The 26,026-nt window shown below is 43.7% G+C and carries 21 protein-coding genes; 13 read left to right on the top strand and 8 right to left on the bottom strand.

The genetic code is table 11. The annotated features are described in order from the left end of the window. From F0364_RS17965 to F0364_RS17940, 5 genes are all read left to right on the top strand, one after another. Positions 1–1,761: RHS repeat domain-containing protein (locus F0364_RS17965; protein ID WP_207632745.1), on the top strand; the 1,761-nt coding region annotated here is incomplete at its 5' end. Between the two features lie 6 nt (positions 1,762–1,767). Continuing rightward, positions 1,768–2,247, top strand: a complete 480-nt coding sequence (locus F0364_RS17960) for a hypothetical protein (RefSeq protein WP_153799184.1) — start codon at positions 1,768–1,770, stop codon at positions 2,245–2,247. A gap of 410 nt (positions 2,248–2,657) precedes the next feature. Then, positions 2,658–4,256 (top strand): T9SS type A sorting domain-containing protein, encoded by a 1,599-nt coding sequence (locus tag F0364_RS17955; protein ID WP_153799183.1) that lies wholly within the window; start codon positions 2,658–2,660, stop codon positions 4,254–4,256. A 571-nt stretch (positions 4,257–4,827) separates the two neighbouring features. After that, complete coding sequence (locus tag F0364_RS17945) at positions 4,828–6,999, top strand: beta strand repeat-containing protein (protein WP_153799181.1); 2,172 nt, start codon at positions 4,828–4,830, stop codon at positions 6,997–6,999. A 117-nt stretch (positions 7,000–7,116) separates the two neighbouring features. Then, the gene (locus F0364_RS17940; protein ID WP_153799180.1) at positions 7,117–9,288 is read left to right on the top strand and encodes an ELWxxDGT repeat protein; all 2,172 of its coding nucleotides are present in this window, start codon (positions 7,117–7,119) and stop codon (positions 9,286–9,288) included. A 187-nt stretch (positions 9,289–9,475) separates the two neighbouring features. Here F0364_RS17940 and F0364_RS17935 read toward each other — a convergent pair whose 3' ends face one another. Continuing rightward, complete coding sequence (locus F0364_RS17935; RefSeq protein ID WP_153799179.1) at positions 9,476–10,993, bottom strand: serine hydrolase; 1,518 nt, start codon at positions 10,991–10,993, stop codon at positions 9,476–9,478. Positions 10,994–11,605: 612 nt separating this feature from the next. Here F0364_RS17935 and F0364_RS17930 point away from each other — a divergent pair. Then, positions 11,606–12,091 carry a hypothetical protein gene (locus F0364_RS17930; RefSeq protein ID WP_153799178.1) on the top strand — a complete coding sequence of 162 codons (486 nt, stop codon included), beginning with the start codon at positions 11,606–11,608 and terminating at the stop codon, positions 12,089–12,091. Between the two features lie 4 nt (positions 12,092–12,095). On the opposite strand, the gene F0364_RS17925 is transcribed toward F0364_RS17930, so the two are convergent. The 4 genes from F0364_RS17925 to F0364_RS17910 all read right to left on the bottom strand — a co-directional run bounded on the left by F0364_RS17925 (position 12,096) and on the right by F0364_RS17910 (position 15,728). Beyond that, complete coding sequence (locus F0364_RS17925) at positions 12,096–12,827, bottom strand: diacylglycerol/polyprenol kinase family protein (RefSeq protein WP_207632744.1); 732 nt, start codon at positions 12,825–12,827, stop codon at positions 12,096–12,098. Then, on the bottom strand, positions 12,811–13,962 hold the full coding sequence (locus F0364_RS17920; protein ID WP_153799177.1) for a protein-tyrosine phosphatase family protein: 1,152 nt from the start codon (positions 13,960–13,962) through the stop codon (positions 12,811–12,813). Before F0364_RS17920 ends, F0364_RS17925 begins: the two co-directional genes overlap by 17 nt. Before the next feature lie 585 nt (positions 13,963–14,547). Then, positions 14,548–15,222 carry a hypothetical protein gene (locus F0364_RS17915; RefSeq protein ID WP_153799176.1) on the bottom strand — a complete coding sequence of 225 codons (675 nt, stop codon included), beginning with the start codon at positions 15,220–15,222 and terminating at the stop codon, positions 14,548–14,550. A 5-nt stretch (positions 15,223–15,227) separates the two neighbouring features. Next, positions 15,228–15,728: an RNA polymerase sigma factor gene (locus F0364_RS17910; RefSeq protein WP_153799175.1), complete on the bottom strand. Its 501-nt coding sequence runs from the start codon at positions 15,726–15,728 to the stop codon at positions 15,228–15,230. 131 nt (positions 15,729–15,859) lie between these two features. Between F0364_RS17910 and F0364_RS29325 the strand changes: the two genes are divergently transcribed. From F0364_RS29325 to F0364_RS17890, 5 genes are all read left to right on the top strand, one after another. Beyond that, entirely contained in the window at positions 15,860–15,988 is a 129-nt protein-coding gene (locus tag F0364_RS29325; protein WP_262885393.1) for a hypothetical protein, read from the top strand. Positions 15,989–16,159: 171 nt separating this feature from the next. Further along, the gene (locus F0364_RS17905) at positions 16,160–17,485 is read left to right on the top strand and encodes an MFS transporter (protein ID WP_153799174.1); all 1,326 of its coding nucleotides are present in this window, start codon (positions 16,160–16,162) and stop codon (positions 17,483–17,485) included. A gap of 281 nt (positions 17,486–17,766) precedes the next feature. Next, complete coding sequence (locus F0364_RS29470; RefSeq protein ID WP_153799190.1) at positions 17,767–17,940, top strand: ATP-binding protein; 174 nt, start codon at positions 17,767–17,769, stop codon at positions 17,938–17,940. 129 nt (positions 17,941–18,069) lie between these two features. Then, positions 18,070–18,462 carry a response regulator gene (locus tag F0364_RS17895; RefSeq protein WP_153799173.1) on the top strand — a complete coding sequence of 131 codons (393 nt, stop codon included), beginning with the start codon at positions 18,070–18,072 and terminating at the stop codon, positions 18,460–18,462. Positions 18,463–18,539: 77 nt separating this feature from the next. Beyond that, the gene (locus F0364_RS17890; RefSeq protein WP_153799172.1) at positions 18,540–19,046 is read left to right on the top strand and encodes a helix-turn-helix domain-containing protein; all 507 of its coding nucleotides are present in this window, start codon (positions 18,540–18,542) and stop codon (positions 19,044–19,046) included. Positions 19,047–19,719: 673 nt separating this feature from the next. On the opposite strand, the gene F0364_RS17885 is transcribed toward F0364_RS17890, so the two are convergent. The 3 genes from F0364_RS17885 to F0364_RS17875 all read right to left on the bottom strand — a co-directional run bounded on the left by F0364_RS17885 (position 19,720) and on the right by F0364_RS17875 (position 21,884). After that, positions 19,720–20,898, bottom strand: a complete 1,179-nt coding sequence (locus F0364_RS17885; protein ID WP_235921139.1) for a formylglycine-generating enzyme family protein — start codon at positions 20,896–20,898, stop codon at positions 19,720–19,722. Positions 20,899–21,273: 375 nt separating this feature from the next. Then, positions 21,274–21,567 (bottom strand): hypothetical protein, encoded by a 294-nt coding sequence (locus F0364_RS17880; protein WP_153799171.1) that lies wholly within the window; start codon positions 21,565–21,567, stop codon positions 21,274–21,276. A 59-nt stretch (positions 21,568–21,626) separates the two neighbouring features. Next, positions 21,627–21,884, bottom strand: a complete 258-nt coding sequence (locus tag F0364_RS17875) for a hypothetical protein (protein WP_153799170.1) — start codon at positions 21,882–21,884, stop codon at positions 21,627–21,629. Between the two features lie 180 nt (positions 21,885–22,064). Here F0364_RS17875 and F0364_RS17870 point away from each other — a divergent pair, with 180 nt between their 5' ends. Further along, positions 22,065–22,571 carry a hypothetical protein gene (locus tag F0364_RS17870; RefSeq protein WP_153799169.1) on the top strand — a complete coding sequence of 169 codons (507 nt, stop codon included), beginning with the start codon at positions 22,065–22,067 and terminating at the stop codon, positions 22,569–22,571. A 636-nt stretch (positions 22,572–23,207) separates the two neighbouring features. Beyond that, on the top strand, positions 23,208–25,787 hold the full coding sequence (locus tag F0364_RS17865) for a phosphoenolpyruvate carboxylase (protein ID WP_153799168.1): 2,580 nt from the start codon (positions 23,208–23,210) through the stop codon (positions 25,785–25,787). Positions 25,788–26,026 lie beyond the last annotated feature (239 nt).

Raw genomic sequence — 26,026 nt, 5'->3', positions numbered from 1 at the left:
TTTGCCGGTAAGCCGCTGGCGATGGATAAACTTGGGTACCGGTACAAGCCCAATACCAACCAGCTTGACCATATTACGGATGATGTGAATGCGGCCAATTATACGGAAGATATTGACGGGCAGGGTACCAACAATTATGAGTACGATGAAATAGGCAACCTTGTAAAGGATAAAGCGGAGGGTATAGGGCAATCGCAGCAAAGTAAGATTGAGTGGACGGTATATGGCAAGATCAGCAGCATTAGAAAAGATAACGGGATGCTGATTGCTTATACCTACGATGCGGGTGGTAACAGGATAAGCAAAGCGGTATCCAATGACGGTGGCACTACCACCACCTGGTATGTGCGGGATGCAGGCGGCAATGTGATGGGGGTATATGTATCGGGTGATAACACTAAAAACAGCGGACGGCTTACGCAAACGGAAACGCACCTGTATGGCAGCAGCAGGCTGGGCTTGTATAAAGCGGAGGTGGATGTTACCCTGGCGGCAACAAATACAGCTACTTTGGCGGGTGGTAAAACGGCTTATTTGTATAGCTTTACAAGGGGTGAAAAGTTCTTTGAATTAAGTAATCATTTGGGCAATGTGCTGGCTGTGGTGACGGATAAGAAACTGCAGCACACGGAGGATAACTCAACAGTTGACTATTACCTCGCAGATGTGGCAAGTGCAAATGACTATGCGCCTTTTGGGATGCAGTTGGTGGGCAGGACGGTTAGTACTGGTGGGTATAGGTATGGGTTTAATGGGAAGGAGAATGATAAAGAAACTATAGGTACTTCTACGTATGATTATGGATTTAGAATTTATAGCCCGGCAATAGGTCGATTCTTGTCTGTTGACCCATTAATGGCATCCTACCCATGGTATACGCCTTATCAGTTTGCAGGAAATAAACCTATTGCAGCAATTGATTTAGATGGCTTGGAAGAAAAGATAGTTGTTTCAGGTTCGGAGGAATCTCATGGTAGATATTCTTTGAATTTTATTTTGCCAGCAATGAAAAAAATTGATGCGCATAAGACAGAAAATAAAACAACGGAAGTTTCTTGGTTGATCTTTAGAGCAGGATATACAGAGAAACAAGTTCAGCAAATAAATTCATGGTCAGCAGCACGGAATGTTAACGTTACATGGTTGAATTCTTCAGAGGAATTCGTGAATTACATCAATACAAAAAATACATCTAATAATCCCTCTTTGGTCAATAGAAGAAAGGATGATTTAATCCAATCAATAGATATATATTCTCATGGAATACCTGGAATGTTTGATTTTGGTCATGGTCATAACGAAAATAACGCGCAGGGTATTAAAATTTCCGAGGCGTACAAATTTGATGAAAGTAAGTTGGGAATGATATCGCAGGATGCATTTATGACTGAGGCTGTCTTAACCTCAAATGCTTGTAGAACAGGGGCTGGTGCAAGCATAGGAGATGTTTCTCTTTTCTCATCTGAGCCCGAAAACAGTTTAGCTCAAAAAATAGCCGATCGTTTAAATATTACTGTTAATGCTTTGCAAAGTCGGAGTCTTTATACAGGAATATTAGGAAATAAAGTTGACTTGTTTTTAAAAGATAAATTCGGAAGTCCAACAAATAGAGATTCGAATGGCAATGACTGGATGAAAAACTTAAATGAAATACAATATCCTACAAAGGGTAGCACTCCGTATTTTGCACCCGGATGGACCACATTTAAAAAAGGGAAGAATCCAGAAGTTAAGAATCAAGGAAATATGGTGGTTAAATAAATATTTATGATAAGACAAAAAAATTTTAAAGAGTTTTGGATTCTTTTTTCTGTGTGCTTGGTGTTTAGTTTTTCATGTAACAGAAAAAATAAAACGTATAGTTTAGAGGACTATAACTGGTACATAAAAAGTAGTATGGTTGTGAAGAAAGATTACTTTGCCCCTAAATCTGCTCAGCAATACTGTTTTAAAATTTTTCATGATACTAATTTGGATTTAACATCATACTATTTGGTAGTTGATATAAATGGGAAGATAGTTTATAGCGGAGATTATAAATCAAAAATCATATTTTCATTTGAAAAGACAACTAAGTTGAACACACTATCGGTCTGCTTAGGTAATTTAAAGAAAGAGCAGGAGTTTTGTTGGGAAAATAAGGATGTCTACGATTTTCAAGAAGAGTCGGTTAAGTGTTATGATGTTAAACTTTTGTCTGAAAAAAATATGGATTATTCTGCTGGAATTAAAATGAAGATATATTAACTGCCTCCCCGCTCTTGGTAGAAAGCCGCAAATAAAAGCAGGCCGCTATCCAAAGAGTTAGCCTCAGTGGCTCTTTGCATTTGGAATAGAAGGCAGTCTTCGAACTGCCTCAATATTTATGGCGAAGGGGTGCTGAATAGCTGTATTATTATTTTGCGGCGGAGTAAATACTAATACCCGCGTAAAAGTCGCCCAAAGAACGGAACGATGAAGTGATTGCGACGCAACGAAGCCGCCATGAAAAACTTCCTGCCGGTACCATAAATATGCCAATGATGCGGTAGTAAGCTTTACAATATTTCAAACGGAAATTATAAATGGATTAAAAACTTAGAATGATTAGGCAGATGCCAATATCTTGCGAAACAGCTTAATATGCCCAGATAAAAATTTAGTCTAAATCCTGTTCTATGAAAATGTTTTTTACGCTTTTTGTTTTTGTTGTGGTTCTTAATTGCAAGGTAGTTACCGCGCAGGTTAATGTGCAGGATTCACTTGCATTGGTGGATTTGTATAACAGTACCGGCGGCCCGCAATGGGATGATAATACCAACTGGCTATCCGCAACGCCTGTGAGCGGATGGTACGGTATTAAACTGGATGATGGCGGCCAAAGGGTAAAAGAAATAAGCCTGAATTCCAATAATTTAAACGGCAGCTTACCTGAATCTGTAGGTAATCTTGATGCATTGCAAATCCTTCAACTGTCTAATAACCGGTTGGGTGCTAAACCGCTTCCGGCATCCATTGGTGATCTCTCGGCTTTAACGAAGCTACAGCTATCCGGTTGTGGGTTAACGGGCAGCATACCGCCAGAGCTTGGTAAACTTGAAAGCCTTTGGGTATTAAAATTAAACCAGAACCAGTTGAGCGGCAGCATACCTGCAACACTAAGCTATCTTTCCATGCTTGAGTATATGGACCTTTCTGAAAACCAGTTGACCGGCAGCATACCCCCTGAGTTTGGCAATCTTGCCAAGGTTACTTACCTGTCTTTTTTCAGCAACCGGTTAACCGGCAGTATCCCTTTTTCCCTGGATACCATACCAGACCTTGCAGACCTTTACCTTAGCCATAACCTGTTAACCGGCCCCATTTCACCGCTGCTTAAAAGGGGTACAGGATATGGTATGGGAAACTGGAGATATATAGATGACAATAAGTTTACGTTTGAAGGCACTGAAAGTATCGGTAATGGAACGGTTTATTCATCAATCATTTACGCACCGCAGGATACCGTTTTGCCGCTGCACTTTAACGGGGGTATACTTTCCGTTTCTGCCGGCGGTACGTTAAGTAACAATACGTACCGTTGGTATAAGGATAACCAGTTAATGAGTACCATTACCGGAGATTCCACATTTGTACCGGCGCAGAATGGAAATTATACTGTTACGGTCACCAATAAGGTTGCGGACAAGCTAACCTTATTCAGTGATACGTTTGATGTGCATACGCTACCGGTAACATTCCTGGGGTTTACCGCGCATCTTGAAAATAGCAGCGCACTGCTTAACTGGCAAACTGCTGCGGAAATCAACAGTGCCTGGTTTAACGTTCAGCGAAGTGTAGGTGGGGGCGGGTTTACTACAATTGATAAAATTCCGGCGGCGGGTAACAGCCACAAAGTAATGAGCTACACTTACAAGGATACGGATGCAGCGAAAAAGTTTTCCGGAAGAATTTATTACCGCCTGCAGCAGGTGGATAAGGATGGCGCTGTTACAAACAGTAAGATTATTGCTGTAAATCCTGGGGCGGCTGAATGGAATTTTACCCTTACCCCTAATCCGGCAACAGATGAAGTTCAGGTATCGCTGAACAATATGCCTGGCAAAACACAGCTTGCCATATTTAATCTGAACGGCCAAAAAGTAGCTTACCGGGAAATTACTGGTGCAGGTAGCCACAAAGCAGTAATTGGTATTGCACCTTTACCGGCAGGTGTGTACGTTTTGCAGGTATTTTGCAACGGACAACAGAAGCAACAAAAATTTATAAAACGTTAAAGACCGCAGGTTGTCAGCCTGGGCCTGTCGAAGGCGGATTCGTGGAAAACAGACTTGTATTAAACGGTTTCGGCAGGCTCGGCCCCTCATTAGTTTCTAAACTTAATGACATTGGGCTGCTGCAGGCTGTTTACAAAATGTTTAACTGTTATCTAATGACTACCGGTACAATACAGCAATTTATGGGCCCGGCAGAAGGGATTGCTATGAGGCGTCCCTTGCGTCGCACTCTTGTACGTCCAGAACATTCTTCATCTTTTTTTCCTTCTCCCCTGGCAGAAGGTATCAAAAGGGCGGGTGAGGTTATGTTCATCATTGCGCAATCAGTGCCGTTTGGTTAAAGATGTCAGCCTGAGCCTATCGAAGGCGATGTAGGAAAAGCAACGGATGTAAAAGCGGTTTCGATAATGCTTCGATAAACTCAACAGGACGATACTCAACCTGGCATTCGTTTGTTAACTAAGACATTGATTACACAATAGCAACATTATTGTTTGCGGTTTTGTTCCGGTTGGCTTATAATCATACTTTTTTATATTTTCTGCGCCTATAAACCCAGCACCAATATTTTATGAAAACAACTATTACAATGCGTTTGCAATCGTGCCTTTTAGTGATGCTGTTTGCCCTGGCATCAATACAGGCGAACTCTCAAACCCGCATCCAGGTAAAAAGGGACACGGTTGTTATTACCAACGGTGAACTGAAAATTAATAATGCCAGCAAAAATGTAAACGGTTACCTGTACAATACAGGTAACGGGCTTACAAAATTTCAGCCGCTTACCCCTTCGGTAGATAGCGTTTGGGGTTCGGGGGATACCCTTTATTACAAGAAAGGGGTAGTTACCGGTTATACCCGGCTAAACGCGGCCGGCACAGGTGGTGCGGGTGGCGCAACCAACGGCGCCGTGTTTTTTGCCGGTACCGGCGGAACAACCCGCTACCATTCAAATTTTTATTACGACAGTGTATTGCAGCGGCTGGGCGTAGGTACGGCTGCACCCGCGGCTGCCTTGCATGCCTTATCAACCGCTGAACAACTACGTATTGGTTACGACACTTCTAATTACACAAAATTTACTGTTGGTTCTGACGGCAAAGTGCAGCTTGATGCCGTTGGTACATCGCCTGCTTTTATTTTTTTGGATGCTATTCAAACTGCTACCATTACCACCAGCAGTAACCTGTGGGTAACATCGGCATCGGGTGGCGCCAATACATCCGGGCCACAGTGGCAGTTTGGGGGCAGCACGAACATAGCCCAGCGTTTTAGCGCCGGCAGGGGGGCCTCCAGTGTAACGGTGCCTGCGGGATATAATTATTCCGGTGTAAACTTTCCGGATCAGTTATTTACAGAATCGTCTTCCGGTACTCACCGCATAGTTGCCAACACGGTAGTAGGTGGATTGACCGGCTCTAACCAAGGTGCAGCTACAAAATATATGACATCGCTGTATATAAAAAAACCACAGGCATCATCCAATGCTGTTGTGCCTGATTCCGCAGCCTATAGCTTTTGGGCCGAAGTGGCGCCAAGGATAGATGTTGGCAACGATGCCACCGGCGACCTGCTTTACCGAAGTACCAATGGTGCATTAACCCGTATTGGGATAGGCGCAGAAAACCAGGTATTGGGCATATCCGCAGGTGTTCCTGCCTGGGTGGCAGCCACAGGGCAGTCAGCGCAATATCTGGATACGCTGTGGAGGTCTGCCGATACGCTATATTACCGCAAAGGCGGCAATAATGGTTATGCATTACTGCCGGCGCCTGGGTTGGCTATAGGTAGCCCCATGGGCGGTGCAGGTAAAGGGAGTATATTATATACAGGAACCGGAGGAACTTTACAGCAAAGCAATTCAGCATTGTACTTTGACAGTACACAGCAAAGGCTGGGCATTGGTACCACTGCACCTGCTGCCAAAACACATGCCATAGCAACCACAGAACAGCTAAGGCTGGGCTACGATACGGCCAATTATGTAGCCTTTACGGTTTCCTCAGTGGGCAGCCTCGTAATTGACAATGTTACTTCGTCGGGTACAGCGCAGGCTGTACAAATAGCCGATATTTTGCACGCATCCGGTGGTATCAAAACCGGTACGGCGCAGGCTAATGGCAATTTAACTGTATCCCCTACATCTGTTTACACTACAACAGATGGAAACTGGCTTTTTGGCGGCGCCAGTAGCTTAAACTATCGCGTAGGAAGCAAAGGATCCGGTAATCCTGTGCTTGCTGCCAACAATAGTTACTCCGGCTGGATATTGGCCAGGAACCCTGTAACCGCGGCAACATCCGGTACGCATGCTGTAATCACCAACCTGGGTATATTGCCCCCGGCAATAACTACGGGGGCGGCAACAATTACCAATGCCGCTACGGTATATATTGATAATGCGCCAACAGGGGGCACCAATAACTGGGCTTTACTGGTAAATGGTGGCGCCAGTAAATTTGGCGGTGATATTAAACTTGCCAACACGGGTAATGGCATTTACATTAAGGAAGGTACAGATGCGGTAATGGGCGTGGCTACACTGGTGAGTGGCACTGTTACGGTAAATACTTCAAAAGTTACTGCCAATAGCAGGATATTCTTAACTATCAATGGTGGCAGCCTTGCCAATGTTGGTACTACTTATATTTCGGCAAGAACCGCGGGAACTTCATTTACCATCACATCCACCAATGGGCAGGATGCAAGCGATGTGGCCTGGCTGATTGTGGAGCCGAATTAGGATACAATGAAAATGACCTCTCTAAATAGCGTTTGAAATATCTGTTGTACAATATGCACAATAGATACTTTGCGTTTAACCCAAAAACTGAGCATTCAGTAAGAAATCATTGGTAGTATGAAAAGAAATTTACCGTGCCTTTTGTTAGCCTTTATTCTTCAGTATATACCTGGCCGGAGTATTGCCCAGATCACCCAACTTACGCAGGGGGCAGATGTGGGAGGTATTGTACTGAATGGAAGGCCCGTTATGCTAAACCTGAAAAATTACAGCTTTCTAACAACAGATGGCTCTGCCACTGGTACGGTGGAATTTACCCAAAAAGTAACGCTGGATCCTGATTTTATTAAACAGGGGGTAGTACTTAATGATCGTCTGTATTTCGCAGGCGTTAACGGGGAATATGGTTCCGAGCTTTGGACAACCGATGGAACTGACGCAGGAACCTTCATGGTTAAAGATATACACCAGGGAGCCTCTGCAAGTTCACCAAAGAAATTATGCATTTTGAATAATGAACTGTATTTTTTTGCAGATGACGGGATTCATGGTGTGGAACTTTGGAAGTCTGACGGAACAACAGAAGGCACTATGCTGATAAAGGATATAAACCCAGGGAAAGATAGTTGCCTGAATAAGGACTTTGTTGCTGTGATAGAGGCTTACAACAATCAAGTGTTTTTTTTCGCTAATGACGGAACGCATGGACTGGAGTTGTGGAAAACGGACGGTACAACTGTAGGGACTTTACTGGTCAAGGACATCAACCCGACCGGTGATTCGTATTACATTACCCAATCTTATTTGGTTGATGATTATTCCATGAAAGGAGAAGGAAAGAATATTTTTTTTGCCGCAGATGATGGAATTCATGGTCAGGAATTATGGAAGTCAGATGGAACGGATGCCGGTACTGTGATGTTAGCCGATATTGCAATTGGCAATAGCGCTAACTCTTCATTTCCGCATGATTTTCTTGCCCTTAACGGCAAACTTTATTTCGTCGTGAATGTAAACACTTATTACTATAGTGATTTTTGGGTAACGGATGGAACTGCTGAAGGAACAAAGGCTGTATTATCCCGCAATGCAGAAAATTACCCACGGCTTACAGACCTTCGTAGCGCTGGCATCGTTGGGGGTAAAATAATTTTCGCTGCATCTTGGTCCAAAAAAGAACAGGCCAGCATTTGGATTTGTGACGGAACGGCAGAAGGTAGTTTTTGGTTATCTGATCGAAATGCAAAGCCCTTTATTCTTGCTATGAATTGTCCGAACTACCTTACAAAGGATAACTACAAAACGAATTATAAAGGCAAAGTGTATTACTGGAGTGACAAGAGATCCTATCTGGAGGAGAAACAACTTTGGGTAACAGATGGAACGGTGGGAGGTACTAAAATGATTAAAGATTTACCAGGCAACACGTTCCAAAGTATCCCGGGAGGATTTAGCGATACAATACAGGCATTTTATACTGAATACGCTTTGTATTTTACTTCGAGGAACGTATTGGTAAAGGATAAAATAGAAATCTGGAAAACGGATGGTACACCTAATGGCACCATTCAGGTTGGCGATGCAAAAGTACTCCCAATTACAAGGGTGCCTTTGACATTTCAATATGTGTATAACAATCAATTGTATTTCAACTGTGTGGATTCGTCAAGTGATAATGTAAGATTCAAGAATCTTTATAAACTTGGTGAAACTGTAAAAACCTTACCTCTTTCATTAATAGAATTTAAGGCAAGGTTAGAAAAAAATACAGTGCTTTTAACCTGGCGTACATCCAGTGAAATTAACAGCAGCCATTTTAGTATTTTGCAAAGTACTGATGGAGCAGTATTTAAATGTATTGGTAAGGTAACAGCCGCTGGTAGTGCAACTAATCCCCAAAGCTATCGGTTTAATGATAACAATGTGCTTAGCGTAAACGCGGATGTACTGTATTACAGACTGCAGATGTTTGATAAAGATGGCAGGTACAAGTATTCTGAAATTGAGCCGGTTAGGTTGAAAAACCTTGCTCCGAGAGTTTCAGTTTTTCCCAATCCGGTGGCTAATATTTTAAATGTAGCTGTCAAAGTTGGTCAGGTAGAAGACGTGTATGTTTCTATTATTGATATAAAAGGCGCCGTTCTTTTTCAAAAACGCGCCAGCAATCCAGCACCTGATTTTACTATAGCCATCGATGTAAGCCAATTACCTGCCGGCATTTACTATTTGAGTTTGAAAACTTCGAAACAAAATCATAGTATTAGTTTTATTAAGAACCAAGGCGGTTAATGATTTTTGTATAGGCAATCATCCTGTTAATTCGTTCTTTAATTATTCGGAAATGGGTTTTGTTCAAACATTTTATGTTTTTGTTCATAATCTTCGCGTTGCCAAACAAAGGACAAAGCGTACAAGTGAGTGACACAACCAAAGCCTTATAGTAGCAATGCTGTCCGCCTCCAAAACATTTACCAGGTTACTCCCTGGTAAATCTATAAGGGTCGTACTCTATAAAATCGCTCACTTTAATATCAACAGCTACAGCTTTGTTATTGGCTGCTTTAAATTTTAACGGAAAGAAACCAAAGGCGGGGTTACTGTAAGATATCATCCATTCATCGTTATCCATATACTGCAACAGGGCAGTAAGGCCGGGATGGCGGGAAAACTTTACCTGCAGGTGGCCGGCGGCGGCTGTTATATCAATATCGCCATAAAACCTGTTGTTGTATTTTCCGGTGTAAGCCTGCAGGGGCATCGGCGGGGCAATGCCCTGCACCCTCGCCTTTAACGCTTCGGTTTGGCGTATGGTTTTGTTTTGGTCTTCCTCAAAGTGCGGCAGTGCTTTTTTACTGCGGTTGGTGTAGGGCAGGTTAAAAAAAACATCCAGCAACTGGTAGCGTAACAACTCGTAAAACTGCTGGTTATCGTTATTGGTTAAAATGGCTATGGCCAGGTTTTCTTCTGGCACAAAGCAGGTGTTGGTAACAAAGCCATCCGCCCCGCCGGTATGCCAAAACACCTGCCTGCCGCTATAATCAGTTTCAAAAACACCCAGCCCATACGCGGTAAAATGGGTAGGGTTAACTGTACTTCGGCGGCTGCTGATAATGTTAACAGCATCGCGGGTTTTTTGTATGGCTTTCCAGGGTATTATTTGCCGGCCATTGTAGCGGCCACTGTCCAACTGCATCATCAGCCATTTACTAACGTCTTTTATGTTGCTTACAATGCTGCCGGCGGGAGCAAGGTTGTCCAGTCTGTCGTAAGGCAGCTCTGTTAGCTGGCCGGTAAACGCGGTGCTGTAAGGTTTGGCCGCGTTGGGCATTTGCTGCATGTTGTAGCCCAGCGGCGATGTGGCCGACATACCCAACGGGGTAAGTATGCTGTCGTACACATATACTTCCCAGGGTTTACCGCTTACCAGCGGAATGATTTCCCCGGCGGTAAGGTAGCAACTGTTGCAGTAACCATAGGTTTGCCTGAAGATGCCTGCAGGTTCCATCAGGCGCATTTTCTCCATTATTTCGTAGCGGCTAAGGTTGGAGTTCCAAAAGGTAAAATCGCCCTGGAATGTTTGGGTGCCCAGGCGGTGGGCAAGCATGTCTTTTATGGTAACCAGGCTGGTACTGTTACTGTCGGCCAGTTTATAATCAGTAAAATATTTGGTTATTTTATCATCCAGCGAAAGTTTGCCATTGTACTCCAGTTGTGCCAGCGCTGTACCGGTAAACAGTTTACTGTTGCTGGCAATCATAAACAAAGTGTTTTCTGTAACCGGTTCTTTGGATTGAATGTCTGCTACACCGTAACCTTTCATTACCACAGGTTTGCCGTCTTTAATAATGGCGATAGCCAGGCCGGGTATGTTCCAGTCGGCCATGCCCTGCTCAATATAGCTGTTAAGGCTGTCTTTTATAAAAGCCGGTACCTGCGCTACACTGTTATAAAAGCAGGTAAGAAAAATAATAATACCCGGCACTGTTTTTTTCATACAGATCTTTGAAACCGGAAGTTAAGGATTGATGCGTTAGCATACCTGTTTTGATTTTACTGACAGGCCCGCCAGCAAAACAAGCAGCGTGTTGCACTTTGGGTGAGCGATTGCAGCGGATACCCCGGCGAGGCTTTGTGCATGGGCTTTTGTGCCGCAGTATGAGCACAACCAAGTAAAAGCAACTAAATGTTGCTTTTGCGAAGGTTGCGAACGTAGTTCTGCCCGGCCCGGGGTACGAGGGACACCCCCAAAAGAAATCCTGCTGCAGCAAAATACAATAGCCCCAGCGCCCAGGGGAAACTTTTTGAAAACACCTATATCGCAGTGCACCAAAGAATTTTGAAGCAAACAAAAAATTAATGTGGCCATTTTAGTTATTTGTGAAGCAATTTGCCTAACTTAATGTTTCAGTATTAAACAGGTTGCCAGAAGATAATTCAGCTAAGCCAGGAAAAAATTCTTACGACACCATTCACTTTTTTCACTCTGCTTTATTCTACCGGTTTTTTCAGTAAAAAAAGGAATATTCTCACAGCATGGCCTTTGCAGCATTTTGCAGGGTGGTAAGTAGCCGCCTTTATCCAATTTCTCATCCGTAATATACCAGCTATGATTCACCTGCAGTTAAACACGCAAGACAGAACGCAGTTGCGTTATACCTTGCACAGGCTTGAATACCTGAAAGACGTTATTAGTAACGCCCGTACCGCTATGGGCGCCACCGCGGGCCGGCTTGGCGACAGTTATCTTAAAGTAAGTGTGTTAAGCTTTGTGGCCGAAACAGCGCCGCAGGAAGAGGAGGTAGAACAGCAGATAGCTTCTTTGTCACACTTTTTTCCCTTGCAGGATCTTCACCCCGCTAACAGCTACCAGGGCATAAAAGAAAGTTTTGATTGTGTATTTGAGTGTGCCGCTTTTTACGAAAATGAAACCAGGCGGGTGTTCCGCAGGTTTATTAACGATAACATGATAATACCCGAAGTAAGAAAAACAGTTCAGTATATTTTGAACGAAATGCTTTATGCCTTTTTGAAAATAAGGATGCTTAACTGCTTTACTGTAAAAGAAATGTCAGGCGAAGCCATGCTTTTTTGATTGTTTAGCCGTGTACAAAAAAACTAAGCACTGCCGAGGCGCATAATTGCATGCTCAGGTTGTCAAGCCCATGGCTGCTGATGGCTTCTATGCCCGCCGCTGCTATACCACATACCAGGGAGGCGAGCAATGCATAACCTACGCTAAACTGCCCCATATAATACAAACATATAAACGACACCAGTACGCTTACCAGCATAACCGCGGTTGAGCCTTCCAGGCTGCGTGTAGCCCTTACGCCAAATAACGTGGGCACTGTATAGCGGTGCCGGCCCCATTTTGTGCCAACGGGTTCTCCCACCGCATCTCCCCAGCCGCCAACAAAATAACCTATGTAAGCCGTACCCGGAAAAAATATGTTGCTTAACACGCCGCCAAGCGCTGTGGCCATTAAGGGAAAAAGAATGAACTTTTTTTCATGCGGCCTGTCTGTTTCCCTGGCCAGCGCCTGGTAAAACCAAAGCCTTTCGCCCAACGCTACCGCTATAAGCACAAGCACGAATACCATACTGCCCATAAGTGTTACGGCATGCAGGCCATAATAGTATTGAATAACACCCGCTGCCGAAAAAATAATGAAGTGAAAAGTTTTGCGGGTATAGGGTATGCGTATCTTTTTCTTTACACGCATCCAACCCGCCAGGCAGGCCGCGAAAATGGCCAGCGCCAGTACCGGTAATGCCAGTGTTTTTACAATTTCCGTGTCTGGTAAAAAACGTTCAATCAGCTTCTGCATTATGGGTTGATAAGTTTATGGCCGGCTGGCTGGTAATGCGCCGGTAGTGTTGCCTAAAAATTTTTGCTATGCTGGCATCGGTGCCCCAGTGGTGTATTACCAATGGTTTGGGTAGCCGTGCTATGGTATCGGTAATGTTTGCCAGGCTGCTGCCTGTGGTTTTTACAACAGGCATGTGCCTGAACTGCAGGCCGGCCTGCTCAAGGGTTTTCTGCTCATCCTGCATGCGTTGCCTGCTTTCTTCGTCAGGTGTGTCCATCATGTTAATAACAGATTTAACCTTGCCGGCCAGGAAAAAAGACAAAAATTCTTCATCCGTGGGAAAGGGCGTCATGTACACACCTGAATCAAGCCGGTAAATGTCACCTCTTTCAAATGCGCCCATTTGTTCAAAAGTACGGCTGCTGTGTTTGTTTATTTCATGCACCGCTTCCGTGCCGGATAGCCTTACAATAAGGTTTTTTACCACATTCACCCTGTCTTTGCCAAGGTAGCAGTGAATATAATATTTGCCTTTGCCGTTTTTAATGATGTCCTCAATTTTTTGCAGCGATGCACTGTTGTCGCCAATCCATGGCAGCATAGGCGCTTTAATCAGCTCTATGCCGGAGTTTTTCAATGCGGTTTCTTCCTGTTGCAGCAGTTCCGGTTCAAAAGGCATTACGGCCGGGTGCAGCAAGGCTATTATGCCGGTAAACCCGTCCGCTTTCAGTTGCTGTATTTTATCGGCAGTGGGGTAGGGGCCTGTAGTAAACTTTTGAGAAATAGTGGTTTGTGCCGTGTTCCTGTTTACCAGTTGGGGCTTCATCATCAGGTACAATGCAAGGGCTGCAAAAACAAGGGGTATGCAAAAGGCGTAAATGGTAACAATAGTACGTTCCTGGTTAAGGTGCCACTGAAAAAGAAAAAGGCTTATCCGAAAGGAAACAACAGCCAGCAGTATTATCATCATTACTACGCCAGCCTTTTCAATAATGTCGCTGTAGGCATTGTCTCTAACATAATTCACCCAAATGCGCAGGGGCCACAGCAACACAGCTACACCAAGTGCAAAACCGGTTAGCAGCCATAATAAACCCAGGAAAATATACCCGCTTGCTCTTGTGGGGAGCAAGTGTTGAAATGGTAAATTCATTGGAAGTGGATTGCTGCAATATTATAACAATTAAGTGGTTAAAAACGCTAATGGCCATTAGCAGCGGCTGCTGCACCAGGGTATTAATTTACATTTAATGCATACTCAATATTTTTTTCAGGGCGCCCCCGCCAAAATACAGGGCGGGCCGGGCTTTCCGCTCATACTCCGGCACAAAACCCCTGCACAGAACCCTCACCGGGGTATCCGCTTCAATCCCTGGCGCAAGGTGTAACAGGCTGCTTCTTTTGCAGGCAGGTTTTTATAAGTATGAGTTACGAAGTACGAAGTACTTTAAAGGAACAGGCTGTTTTTTTCAGGCTCGTATATATAAAATCCAGATTGTTTGGGTAAGTGGTGAGTGGTAAATGGCGAGTGGGGAGGTGAGCCTGAGAATTCAAAAATGCACTCCCGGATCGTACACCTTACACCTAACATCTTACAATAAAAAATACTTCGTAATTGTACGTCCCGCATCAAACATCTTACATGAAAAAAGTACTTCGTACTTCGTAACACGTACTTAAATCGTACATCCCACACCTAACATCTTACATAAAAAGGCACTTCGTAACCCGTACTTGCTTACCTATCTTTCTTAAAATCATCAATTTCTTTTACAAACTGCAGGGCATTATTAACAGCATTCCACGATGAATCGGCTATCAGCCATTTTACCCATTTTTTATGCAGGTTGGCAGGTGTAAAATTTTTGTACACGTATATGGTCAGGCACACAAAAAGCAAGGTAATCAATACCGGTATGGCCCACACGGCAAATGGCTTATCGGTAAACAGCCCGGGGTAAAGGTACCAGGTAGTGTAAAACGGAATTTGCAGCAGCCCGGTGCGGTTGGCATTAAACTGGCTTAATCTTAGCCTGGCCAGCCGCAATTGAACATCAGTAACATTACCGCTGTTGTTAATGTGCCATATCATTACTGTATGCCTTATGTAATCAATAACCGCTTTGGCGCTTATAACCAGTATGCCAGCCAGTGACAAACCGAAAAACACAGCCTGGGAAGGTGCATAGTTTAACACATTCCATGTAATGATGCTGATAAACGCTACCCATGCCACACCCAGCAGTATGCCGAGTATTTTTGGGAGCAACAGTTTTCTCAGCTCCCGCCTTGCTTTTTGCATGTGCAGGGTTTCCAGGCAGGCCATGTTAAGTTTCATTACGTTCATCAGCCAGGTTTCACCGGTACTTTGGCGGTAGGCCTGTATCATGCTGTCTATATTGCTTTGTTCCATAACCTTTATTTTATTGCTGAAAATTTTTCTTTCAATATGTTTTTAATGCGGCTTATTTTGGTGGCCACATTGGTTTCTGTAATGCCGGTTATTATGGCTATTTCACTGTAGCTTTTTGCATCCAGGTACAACAACATGATAGCTCTGTCAAGCTCTCTTAACCCGTTGATGAATTGTTGCAACTGCCTGCTCTGTTCTTCTGCTTCATGGGCCGAAGTATCTTCTGCCATGCTATGGGTATCATTTACTTTTTCTGGTTTTATGACCTGTTTTTCTTTGCGATAATAAGAAATGGCCACATTAAGCGCTACCCGGTACATCCAGGTGGAAAATTTTTGTTGCGGGTTGTACCCCGGTGCAGATTTCCAAAGCTGGTAGATTATTTCCTGGGCAAGGTCTTGCCGGTTATTCGCATTACGGCAGTAGGCATTGCAAACCTTGTACAGTATGCCGCTATTTTGCTGTACCAGTTCTAAAAATTGTGCTTCATTAAAAGCGTTGCCCATACTGCCTTAATTGTGCTTTACTTATTATTCGCAGAAAGTACTCAAAAATCACAGTGGCGGAGAAATTTTTTGCTGCAGGTTGTTTAAGCCGCCCAATTGGTCTAATCTACCCGGGTCTGAAAAGATGCACAATGAACCGGACGATGAACGGATTGCGACGCAACGAAGATGCCATAAAAAACCGTCGCTGGTATTTAAATGATGTTGAAGATAATTACCCGGTAAAAATTTTCTTTGTGGCAACAGACGCTGTTATCTAAAAAAATCATTTATTTACAAAAGCAATCAAACAGAGATAACGAAACCGTGCCATTTGCTTTTCTTCAGCCTGCCATGTACCCTTATCGCTTTATACTGCACATACTACTTTCCAAAGAGCATTAACTGATTATTTTTTAACGCTTAATATTTTACAGTTAATCTGCCCTGTTATGAAAACAAACATTACCCATGAGGATGAGCCTGTTGTGGCTGCCGCAGAAATGCCTGCGCCGGGCCCGGTTATCAGTACCAAAGGCTTGTATGGCAACTTTATACTGCGCTACATAACCGGCGAGATAGCCAAGTTTAAAACCCTGTCTGTAGCCTGCCGCCGGTTGCTGGTGAGCAATTTTGTTTACATTATTACCAATGGCATAGTGGGGCTGGTAAGCGCATCTTTTATATTCCGGCTGAAAAGCGGCGATATTTTTTACAATATGATTAATTATTTCGGCGCTTACCTGGGTACTACGGTTGGCTTTTTTGTTACCGGTATGCTGTTGAAAAAAGTTAGGGTTAATTACCTGTATTCTGTAGGGATGCTGTTTAATGCCTGCTCTTTTATACCCCTATTGTTTAATAACAACCCCACGGTAACTTTTATTATTATAACCGGTTTTTTTACCGGCATGGGTAATGGCATGTACTGGAGTAACCGCCATTATATGACCATACTAAGTACCGAAAACAAAGACCGTAATTATATGGGTGGCATTGATTCTACCCTTATGACCATAGGGCAACTACTGGCGCCGGTAATATTCGGTATTATGGTGGCCACAGAAAGCAGTACGGGCCTTGCCAACCTCGGGCAGTATAAAATGCTGTTTGTGGTGGTTACGGCACTATTTCTTTTCTCCGCATGGAACATTATGCAGGGGCGTTACCAAACCGTACCGCTTAAGAAATTTGTATTCTTTAAATACAACCGCCGCTGGAACAGGCAAAGCCTAGTAAACATTTTTGAAGGCCTTACGGAAGGGGCAACCTATACCATACCGCCTATATTGATACTGATGTTTGTTGGCGCTGAAGATACGCTGGGCACCATTGAAACTATTAGCGTGGCGCTTAGCACATTGCCTGTTTACCTGATGGGCCGTTATACAAAACCGCGGCACCGTGTTTACCTGCTTACTGCAAGCGTTACATCGCTGTTAATAGGCACTACCTTTTTGGCTGTTGACTTTGGGCAAAACGGTGTGCTTACATTTTATGCTTTCAATAAACTTACCTACATACTTAACGCGTTTGTGTATGTGGCCATACGTATGCGCAGTGTAGATGTTAGCAAGGCTATTGAAAACCGGGACGAATATGCTTACATCTTTAATTCGGAGCTTTTTACAGAGTTGGGCCGGCTGCTAACGATAGGCATATTTTGTTTTGTATTCTTTTATGTAAGTAAGGAGTCCGCACAGCGTTACATACCCCTTGCCGTAGCCATATTACAGTTGCTTACTTTGCCGCTGGTTAGAAAGATGAGCCAGGAGTAGGCAGGCGGTATTTACCGCTTAAGTAGATTGACGAAAGGCGAAAATGTTCCGCAATGCCGCGAAAAGCTTCCCGTTATAGAAGCAATATTTTCGCAGGCCAACTATCTCTTTTATAACCTGTTGACAAATGCATTAAAGTTTTCAAGAAAAAACGTACCGTATAAGCTCCAATCGCGTTTCTGCAGCGGTGCTAAAAATATCCATCGCTTATGACTGCCCTTTCTTTTTGTGAAATAACAGTAAGGACAATGGGATAGGCTTCAGGCACGAATTCTCAGAACATTTTCCAGGTGTTTGAAAGGCTGCACGGACATGAAAAATATGAAGGCACTGGTATTGGCCTTGCACTGTGCAAAAAAATTGTACTCGGCCACCGGGGGATTTATGCGGTGCCCGGTGAAGCAAAAGGGGCCTCATTTCATATTATTCTTCCGTTAAAGCAACAGCCAGGATAACAACCCCTTTAATTTAGTTGCCACTACCGGTAAAACGTATACCTAAAATGCGGGTTGCGCCAACCGTATTTTTTTGTAACCTTTACATGATGAAACATTTGTTTTTAGCAGGCAGGTGTTTATTCATGTATGAACAAAAAACAGGTAATCTTGATTGTTGATGATGATGAAGACGATAAACAATTGTTTTTTGAAGCAGTAAAAGAAGTTGATGAAACCATAGAGTGCCGGGCGGCATCCGACGGGATGGAGGCGCTGAAAATGTTGAACGATAAAAAGAATAGCGTACCTGATTATATATTTCTTGACCTGCGCATGCCTGGCATCGGGGGTAAAAAATGCCTGCTTGAAATGAGGAAAAAAGAGCGGCTGAGGAACATCCCGGTAATTGTATATTCTACTTCTACTGAGATTAGGGATGAAAATGAGTTTAAAGAAGCTGGCGTTGTTCACTTCATCAGCAAGCCTGCCAACCCACAGGAGATATATTATCTTGTGTCGTTTGTGATAAATGAATGTTAGCGGCAAAATAAACTATAGCGTCTATTACTTCATACCAGCAATCCGCACTCAATACGTTGAAACTCTACATCAAAAATATGGTCTCCGCACGGTGTAAAACACTTGTAAAAGAAGAGCTGAAGAAACTATCTATAGAATACGCAAGTGTGGAACTGGGCGAAACAGAAATTTTGCAGGCCATAAGCCCTGTAAAGCGGGCAATATTAAACGCCGCACTATGTGCCTGGGGTTTTGAGCTGCTGGATGACAAAAAAAGCATACTGGTTGAGAAAATAAAGAATATTATAACGGTATTAATACATTATTCCGAGGAGCCACTTAAAATTAATTTCTCCGTTTACTTAAGCGAAGAACTTAAGTATAATTATACCTACCTGGCAAACCTTTTTGCAGAACATCATGGCATTACCATAGAGCATTATATTATAGCCCACAAAATTGAAAGGGTTAAAGAACTGCTGGTATACGATGAACTTAGCCTTACCGAAATAGCTTTTAAATTGCATTATAGCAGTGTGTCCCACCTGTCAGGACAGTTTAAAAAAGTAACCGGCTTAACTCCCACTCATTATAAACAGCTATAGTACAAAAGAAGGAAACAACTTGAAGACCTGTGAATTTTATAAAATTTATGTAGAAAGCTGTAACAAAAATAAATTGAAGATTCTTCAACTTCGCTTTATAAATATTTACAAATTCACTGGACGAACGGCTTAGTTGCGAGCCATGAAAAATTACTTATCAGACATTAATGACAAATCCTAAGCCCTTAAGAAATTGCCGGCAACTGTACGTGTAATAAGAAATCGGCTGGTAAACAAGATATGCACCTGCAAGGATTATTCAGCAAGAATACAGAATCAGTTTTTATTTAAAAAGGGTACTCCGCTGTTGTAAATACAAGAAGTGCTCTTTAATCGTTGGGGGTTTTAACGGAAAAAAAGGCGGGATTTTTCCTGCCTTTTGCTTATTGCACAGGCTTGCTTCATTTAGGCTGACCGCATTATGCCGAAGAGCGGACAAAGCCCTGAAGAGTGCGACGCAACTGGGATTAATAGTAGTTCCGAACGTCTGGCTCATAAAAAAACACTGCACTAAAGGTTGCTTAGTATAGTATGTAAGCCGGCAAAGGCAGTAATCTTAAAATGCCCGTTATTTAATCCATACTGTAACTGCATGCTTACATAGTCTGCGCACTATAAAAACTTGCCCGCGCTAACACCTGCTACCTGTTAAAGAGTAAGAAGAATCAATAGGTTACCTGCCTGCGGTAATAACGGCTTTTACATCTTTTACGCAACGAAAACCTATGTGGTTGCTGCCGCTGCGCCATTCGCCCTTGCCGCGGGTGCCAACCATGTAACGGGTGCAATATTCATCAGTACAAAGAAACGAGCCGCCGCGCTGCACTTTCTTTTTCGCTTTTGGCTCTTCAGGATCGTAAGAGTCGTTGGGGCCTTTCGGGTTTTTTGCTGTGCCCTGTTTGGCCAGGGACTGGTAATAATCCGGGCGGTACCAGTCAGCACACCATTCCCATACGTTACCGGCAATATCATAAATGCCGTAAGCATTGGCTGCAAACTGTTTTACCGGCGCAATGCCTTTAAAACCGTCAGAGCCTATATCGTTGTTTGGAAATTTACCTTCAAATATGTTTGCCATCCACCGCCCATCGGGCCGTAGCTGGTTGCCCCAGGTATATAGCTCGCCGCTTCTGCCTGCCCGGGCTGCAAACTCCCATTCCGCTTCTGTAGGCAGGCGCTTACCGGCCCATTTGGCGTAGGCCGCGGCATCTTCCCATGCTATGTGCACTACAGGATAATTTTCTTTGCCCTCCAGGCTGCTGTTAGGCCCCATAGGGTGCTGCCAGTTAGCACCGGGTACATAAGCCCACCACTGCATGTAATTGTTTAGCTGTACATCGTGTGCCGGTGGAGAAAACACAACAGAACCTGCCACCAGTTTATCTTCAGGGACACCAGGAAATTCTTCCTGGGTGGGTTTATGCTCCGCGATGGTTATATAGCCCGTTGCTTTTACAAATTCCGCAAACTGCGCATTGGTAACTTCCGTAGCATCCATGTAAAAGCCGTCTATATATACGCGGTGTACAGGCCTGGCATCATTCATGGCTTCTTTGCCGCCATCCTGCATGCCTACCGGGTTTACACCACCCATGCTAAACTCGCCGCCCGGTATATACACCATTTGCTGTTGTGCCGGGCTGCCGGCGGGATTATTTGTTTTGGTAGGTAAAAATTCCTGGCCGCCCTGCTGCATGTATAGCGTACTATCCTGTACGGTAAGCCCGTTGGATGTACACGATACCGCGGCTGCTACCTTTTCCTGTTCTATATCATTCTGCGTACCAGGCGTATCCTGGCATCCTGTGACAAACGCCGCTGCCAATAATGCGATGGAGTAAATATTCTTCATAGACAGGCATAAAATTAAGGCTATCTGTGGTTAAGCAGAAAGTTAAGAAAGTTAAATTATCACAGCCGCGCAGCGGTTGATGATACCCCATCCCCTAAAGGGGAGTTTGGCGTTTGCATAGTGAAAGCTTTTTATGGGCCCGGCAGCAGGAATTATTATGGGGCTTTACTTGCGTCGCACTCGTGTGCGGCTGGATTCGCTATGCAGCTTTTCCCGCAGGGTAGGCGGTGCGGGTTGTTTTAGATTCTTTGTTGATAGTTGAGGAACTGGCAGCCAATTTTCGATAGAGGAGACAATGGAGGTGATGGAGGAAATTTGTTTACATAGGTAACATTGTTGTAACAATTGGGGCTTCGTTTTTTTGTGCTAAGAATTCTATAGAGAATGAGTATTTTCTTTTTTTGCAGCAGTGTCTTTTATACTTTTTTTCTTCTCGAGGTAGTCAAGTAAACTTACTGTATCCTTTTTTCCTGTTACAGAATCTGTCAAAATAATAACCGACTGTATATCATCGAATTTAATTTCATTCTCTGATCCGGTTAATTGTTCTGCACTGTGTACAAAGTGTATTATGTGGAACAGAAGATAGGAAATGCTGGTTACGGATAGTCCTGCAACCAGGAACTTGCGTTTATTATTGGGAGCCTTTTTATGGCTTGCCTCTTTCATGCGCTGGAAATTCTCTGTCTTTTTTTAAACTATAAGAATCGGAAGTTATTCAAAATATTTCAATGAAAAACGCCCAACAATAACAGAAGAAGTTGTCTTGCTCCTTTGGGTAAACCAGTGTCGGGTGGAGAGGTTTTGAAGGTAGCATTTTGACTTTCGGAAATGCCAGGCAAATTTTCCTTTTTACAGCTATTGCTATCGCTGGTGGGGATAAATATTCCGGGTGTAACGGTGTTTTTTTGGATAGAAATTTCCGGCCGGAGCATTGCGTGTTCCCTGCACTTTTTTGCCAGTCCCTTTAATTTATCTTCTTTCACAAGATTTAGTTGTTTCCCTGCGTTATTTTACAAGAATAACTAACTCATGATTTTCCGATACCTGCAAAATTTTACCCGGTTTATTTCCGAACAGCTTTCCTTTATTTAGTATTGGCAGCGTTCTTCTATGTTATGCCAGCCAAGTGCCTTTGCCAGTCATCTTCCATATCCGGGTCGGTTTTGGATAAGGCAACCCATAAGCCTCTCGCAATTACCAAAGTTGATTTGCTTGTAAGGGGAGCCGCCGGTTTCGAAGTGGTTGCGTCGGTATTAACAGATACAACCGGAAGTTTTATGTTTCAAAACCTGTATCCACGCCAATATGCTGTCTCAGCCTTTTACAAAATGAAATCCGGCACAACATATTTGCCGGTGCATATTGCAGACGGACTGGGGCGTAATGAAATTGACAGTAATATTAATGTTCTTGCCGGGAAAAATTATCATACCGTTTTTTATCTGATGGTAACCTGCCCTTATGAGAAAACAAAGCATATGGATTGTTGCCCAAATTGTAATAAGAAAGACAAGGTTAAGCCAATTCTTTGGGGGCTTCCTTCTGTTGATGTAAATGGTAATTGGGTTGTAAAAGGAAAAGATAGGAATGAATACTACATGGGGGGATGTTCACCAGATATTTGGTGTAACCCTTCAAAACATTGCGAACGTTGCAAGATTGATTTTTGATAATAAACATTACAGGCAGGGGTACCTTTATTTTTTGTTTCTTCTGTTATAATATTCCATTAATGCAAACTGTTTTCTGTTGTCTGTTTTGCATGCTTAGCCTACATTCATTGGCGTTGCTGTTACTGATGATCCATACATGGCCGGCGCCATCCGTTTGTATGCCGTTGGTAAGGGTTACAGATTTGTTTACATGGGTAAATGAGCCAGCCTGTATAGTGTAGTGGTTCGGGTTGAATGTAGGGGGTGGAACATTGCCATGTGTTTTACGGCAGCCCACAAATCAGCCTGCCTGCAAATAACGCAGCGTGTTACACCCTGGGTGAGGGATTGCAGCGGATACCCCGCTGAGGCCTTCGCAGCCTGGGGCTTGTGGCGGAGTAGCAGCGGAAAGCCCGGCCCCTTGCGATAGCTTGGGGACACCCCCTGAAACAAGTACGAAGTTTGAAGTACGAAGTATCTTTTTTATGTAAGATGTACGGTGTGGGATGTACGATGTAAATGTATGTAACGTAACACTTGTTAGTTTACAGTCAGGCGCCTCCTGCCTGAAAACTCTTTTAACAATTGAACATTTATCTTATCTTCAACCCGTACTAAAAAGGTTGCCTGCCACATGTACAAACGTATATCATTATGGACATATCAACCACCAATGCGCTGCAGCAATTTAAGAACCTTGTTGGCATCAAGTTTCAATTGTATAACAGCCTTTTTACCGCTTTGCCTTTTCACCGTATTGAGAAAACAGGTGTACTGCTGTCTCTGTTTTTAATCCACTGCGAAGAGGGGTTTCGCAAAAAGGAGAGCCCCAAAGAACTAATAGAATCTTTTCTTAAACAATATACCAGCTACACAAGGGAGCAGGAACAGCTTGACCTTCTCTTTCGTTTTGTGCAGTATGCCGAACGGCAGGTTGTGTTGTTTGATGCCTTGGAGGATGCCGCGTTTACCACGGTTAACGACATGAACGGCGCCGGCACGCTTAAGCAATTGCAGAGCGTGGTGCAGCAAACGCAAAAAGAAGAGGCGCTTACGGAAAAGCTGAAGGACTTCTCCGTACGGCTGGTGCTTACAGCGCACCCCACGCAGTTTTACCCGGGCGAGGTGCTGGGTATCATCAACGATCTTTCTGAAGCATTGGAAAGCGGCAATACCGCCATGGTAAATATGTACCTGCAGCAGTTGGGTAAAACGCCTTTTTTAAAGAAACAAAAACCCACGCCTTACGATGAGGCGGTTAGTTTGATATGGTACCTGGAAAATGTTTTTTACCAGGCATCGGGCCGCATATTGTCGTTTATTAAAACACAGTTTGAAGAAGTGGCCACACCTGCCAACCCGGTTATACAAATGGGCTTTTGGCCCGGCGGCGACAGGGACGGAAACCCGTTTGTAAAATACGATACTACGCTTAAAGTGGCGGAAGCATTGCGCAGCAGCATTCTTAAGTGCTATTACTTTGATGTGCGCAACCTTAAGCGCAGGCTTACCTTTAAAGGCGTTGAAAATGTGTTGCAGGAAATGGAAGACACGCTGTATGCCATTTTGTATGTGCCTTCTAAAAAAGCAAGCATTAACAAGGAGGATATGCTGAACACGTTGTACGATGTGCGCAAAACGTTGATAGAAGTACACAACTCTTTGTTCCTGCACCTGATTGACAGCTTTATAAGCAAAGTAGAGATATTCGGCTTGTACTTCGCATCGCTGGATGTGCGGCAGGACAGCTCCATACACGAAAAAGTATTGCTGGAAATAGCCGACAAAACCAATGCGCTGCCCAAAAATTACAAGCAACTTTCCGACGAAGAAAAAATCAATGCCTTGCTACAGGTAAAAGGCCGTTTACCTGTAGATGAACTGGACAGCGATATTGCCATAGACACCGTTAAAACTATTGAAGCCATTAAAGCCATACAAAAACAAAATGGAGAAGAAGGCTGCCACCGTTATATTATAAGCCACAGCACCAGTGCGTTAAATGTACTGGAAGTGTATGGCCTGTTTTTGATGAGTGGCTGGGATAAACAACACTTAACCATAGACATTGTTCCCCTGTTTGAAACCATTGAAGACTTAAAGTTTGCCGCTGAAGTAATGCAGGCATTGTATGAGAACAAAATTTACCGCAAGCATTTAAAGCAACGTGGCGATACACAAACCATTATGCTGGGCTTTTCAGACGGCACCAAAGACGGCGGCTACCTGATGGCCAACTGGTGTATTTACAAGGCTAAGGAAGAGCTTTCTGCTATTTCAAAAAAGTACGATATAGATGTGGTGTTCTTTGATGGCCGCGGCGGCCCCCCTGCACGTGGCGGTGGTAAAACGCATAAGTTCTACGCTTCTATGGGCAGCAATATTTCCAGTAAAGAAATACAGCTTACCATACAGGGCCAAACGGTTAGCTCTAACTTCGGCACTATCGAGTCGGCACAGTTTAACATAGAGCAACTGGTTAACGCCGGCATAAGCAACGATATATTGGTGGAGCAAAAAAGAACGCTTACAGAAGCGGAGGATACTTTGCTGAACGAACTGTCAGAAGAAAGCTTCCTGTCTTATTCAACGTTAAAGAACCATCCCTACTTTATCGAGTATCTCGCAGTGGCAAGTCCTTTGCGGTTTTATGCGGAAACCAACATCGGCAGCCGGCCTGCCAAACGCGGCGGTGGCGCCAAGCTTACGCTCAACGATTTAAGGGCCATACCTTATGTAGGCGCCTGGAGCCAGCTAAAGCAAAACGTTACCGGTTATTACGGTGTGGGCACGGCCCTGAAAAAAATGGAAGAAAAAGGCCACTGGAAAGAGCTGAAAACTTTGTACAAGCAATCGCTGTTCTTTAAAACGCTGATAGATAATTGTGAGATGGCCATGAAGAAAAGTTTCTTCCCGCTAACACAGTTTCTGGCAGCGCACCCCAAATACGGCGAAATATGGAACATGATGTACGAGGAGTATGAGCTTACCCAAAAATATGTTCTTAAGCTCTCCGGCAAGCGTGAGCTGATGTCTGATTACCCGGTGGAGCAACTTTCCATCCAGATGCGTGAAAGAATTGTACTGCCGCTGTTAACAGTGCAGCAGTTTGCCTTAACCAGGTTGCGTGAGCTGGATGAGCAGCTTGTTTCCGCCAAGGTAAAATCAACATACGAAAAGCTTATTATGCGTTGTTCTTTCGGCATCATCAATGCAGGAAGAAACTCTGCATAAAGCAGGCAGTATAAAATTCATGGCCCGTACAACCAGGGGTTGTACGGGTCTTATTTTTTGGTTACCAGCGATATAGCCCTGTGGCATCGCCTGTTGTGTCACTCACTTGTACGGTTTGTTTTTCATGGCGGCTTTTATCTAAGCGTAGATGGCTGTTCCGATAGTAAAAACTTCAATTCTTTATCAATGTTGGGCATAAATAAAATCAATATCAGGTTGAGCCTGTCGAAACCGTGTTA

The organism is Foetidibacter luteolus (assembly GCF_009650435.1).
Classification (GTDB): Bacteria; Bacteroidota; Bacteroidia; order Chitinophagales; family Chitinophagaceae; genus Foetidibacter; species Foetidibacter luteolus.
Note: the sequence above shows the minus strand (reverse complement) of the source record. Positions and strands in the feature narration are given on the sequence as shown.

Excerpts from the sequence above, each read along its gene's own strand:
- F0364_RS17945 (WP_153799181.1), top strand. The coding sequence starts at position 4,828 with ATGAAAACAACTATTACAATGCGTTTGCAATCGTGCCTTTTAGTGATG.
- F0364_RS17940 (WP_153799180.1), top strand. The coding sequence starts at position 7,117 with ATGAAAAGAAATTTACCGTGCCTTTTGTTAGCCTTTATTCTTCAGTAT.
- F0364_RS29325 (WP_262885393.1), top strand. The coding sequence starts at position 15,860 with ATGAACCGGACGATGAACGGATTGCGACGCAACGAAGATGCCATAAAA.
- F0364_RS17915 (WP_153799176.1), bottom strand. The coding sequence starts at position 15,222 with ATGGAACAAAGCAATATAGACAGCATGATACAGGCCTACCGCCAAAGT.
- F0364_RS17910 (WP_153799175.1), bottom strand. The coding sequence starts at position 15,728 with ATGGGCAACGCTTTTAATGAAGCACAATTTTTAGAACTGGTACAGCAA.
- F0364_RS17920 (WP_153799177.1), bottom strand. The coding sequence starts at position 13,962 with ATGAATTTACCATTTCAACACTTGCTCCCCACAAGAGCAAGCGGGTAT.
- F0364_RS17935 (WP_153799179.1), bottom strand. The coding sequence starts at position 10,993 with ATGAAAAAAACAGTGCCGGGTATTATTATTTTTCTTACCTGCTTTTAT.
- F0364_RS17890 (WP_153799172.1), top strand. The coding sequence starts at position 18,540 with ATGGTCTCCGCACGGTGTAAAACACTTGTAAAAGAAGAGCTGAAGAAA.
- F0364_RS17865 (WP_153799168.1), top strand. The coding sequence starts at position 23,208 with ATGGACATATCAACCACCAATGCGCTGCAGCAATTTAAGAACCTTGTT.
- F0364_RS17960 (WP_153799184.1), top strand. The coding sequence starts at position 1,768 with ATGATAAGACAAAAAAATTTTAAAGAGTTTTGGATTCTTTTTTCTGTG.
- F0364_RS17955 (WP_153799183.1), top strand. The coding sequence starts at position 2,658 with ATGAAAATGTTTTTTACGCTTTTTGTTTTTGTTGTGGTTCTTAATTGC.
- F0364_RS17885 (WP_235921139.1), bottom strand. The coding sequence starts at position 20,898 with ATGAAGAATATTTACTCCATCGCATTATTGGCAGCGGCGTTTGTCACA.
- F0364_RS17895 (WP_153799173.1), top strand. The coding sequence starts at position 18,070 with ATGAACAAAAAACAGGTAATCTTGATTGTTGATGATGATGAAGACGAT.
- F0364_RS17925 (WP_207632744.1), bottom strand. The coding sequence starts at position 12,827 with ATGCAGAAGCTGATTGAACGTTTTTTACCAGACACGGAAATTGTAAAA.
- F0364_RS17930 (WP_153799178.1), top strand. The coding sequence starts at position 11,606 with ATGATTCACCTGCAGTTAAACACGCAAGACAGAACGCAGTTGCGTTAT.
- F0364_RS17880 (WP_153799171.1), bottom strand. The coding sequence starts at position 21,567 with ATGAAAGAGGCAAGCCATAAAAAGGCTCCCAATAATAAACGCAAGTTC.
- F0364_RS17905 (WP_153799174.1), top strand. The coding sequence starts at position 16,160 with ATGAAAACAAACATTACCCATGAGGATGAGCCTGTTGTGGCTGCCGCA.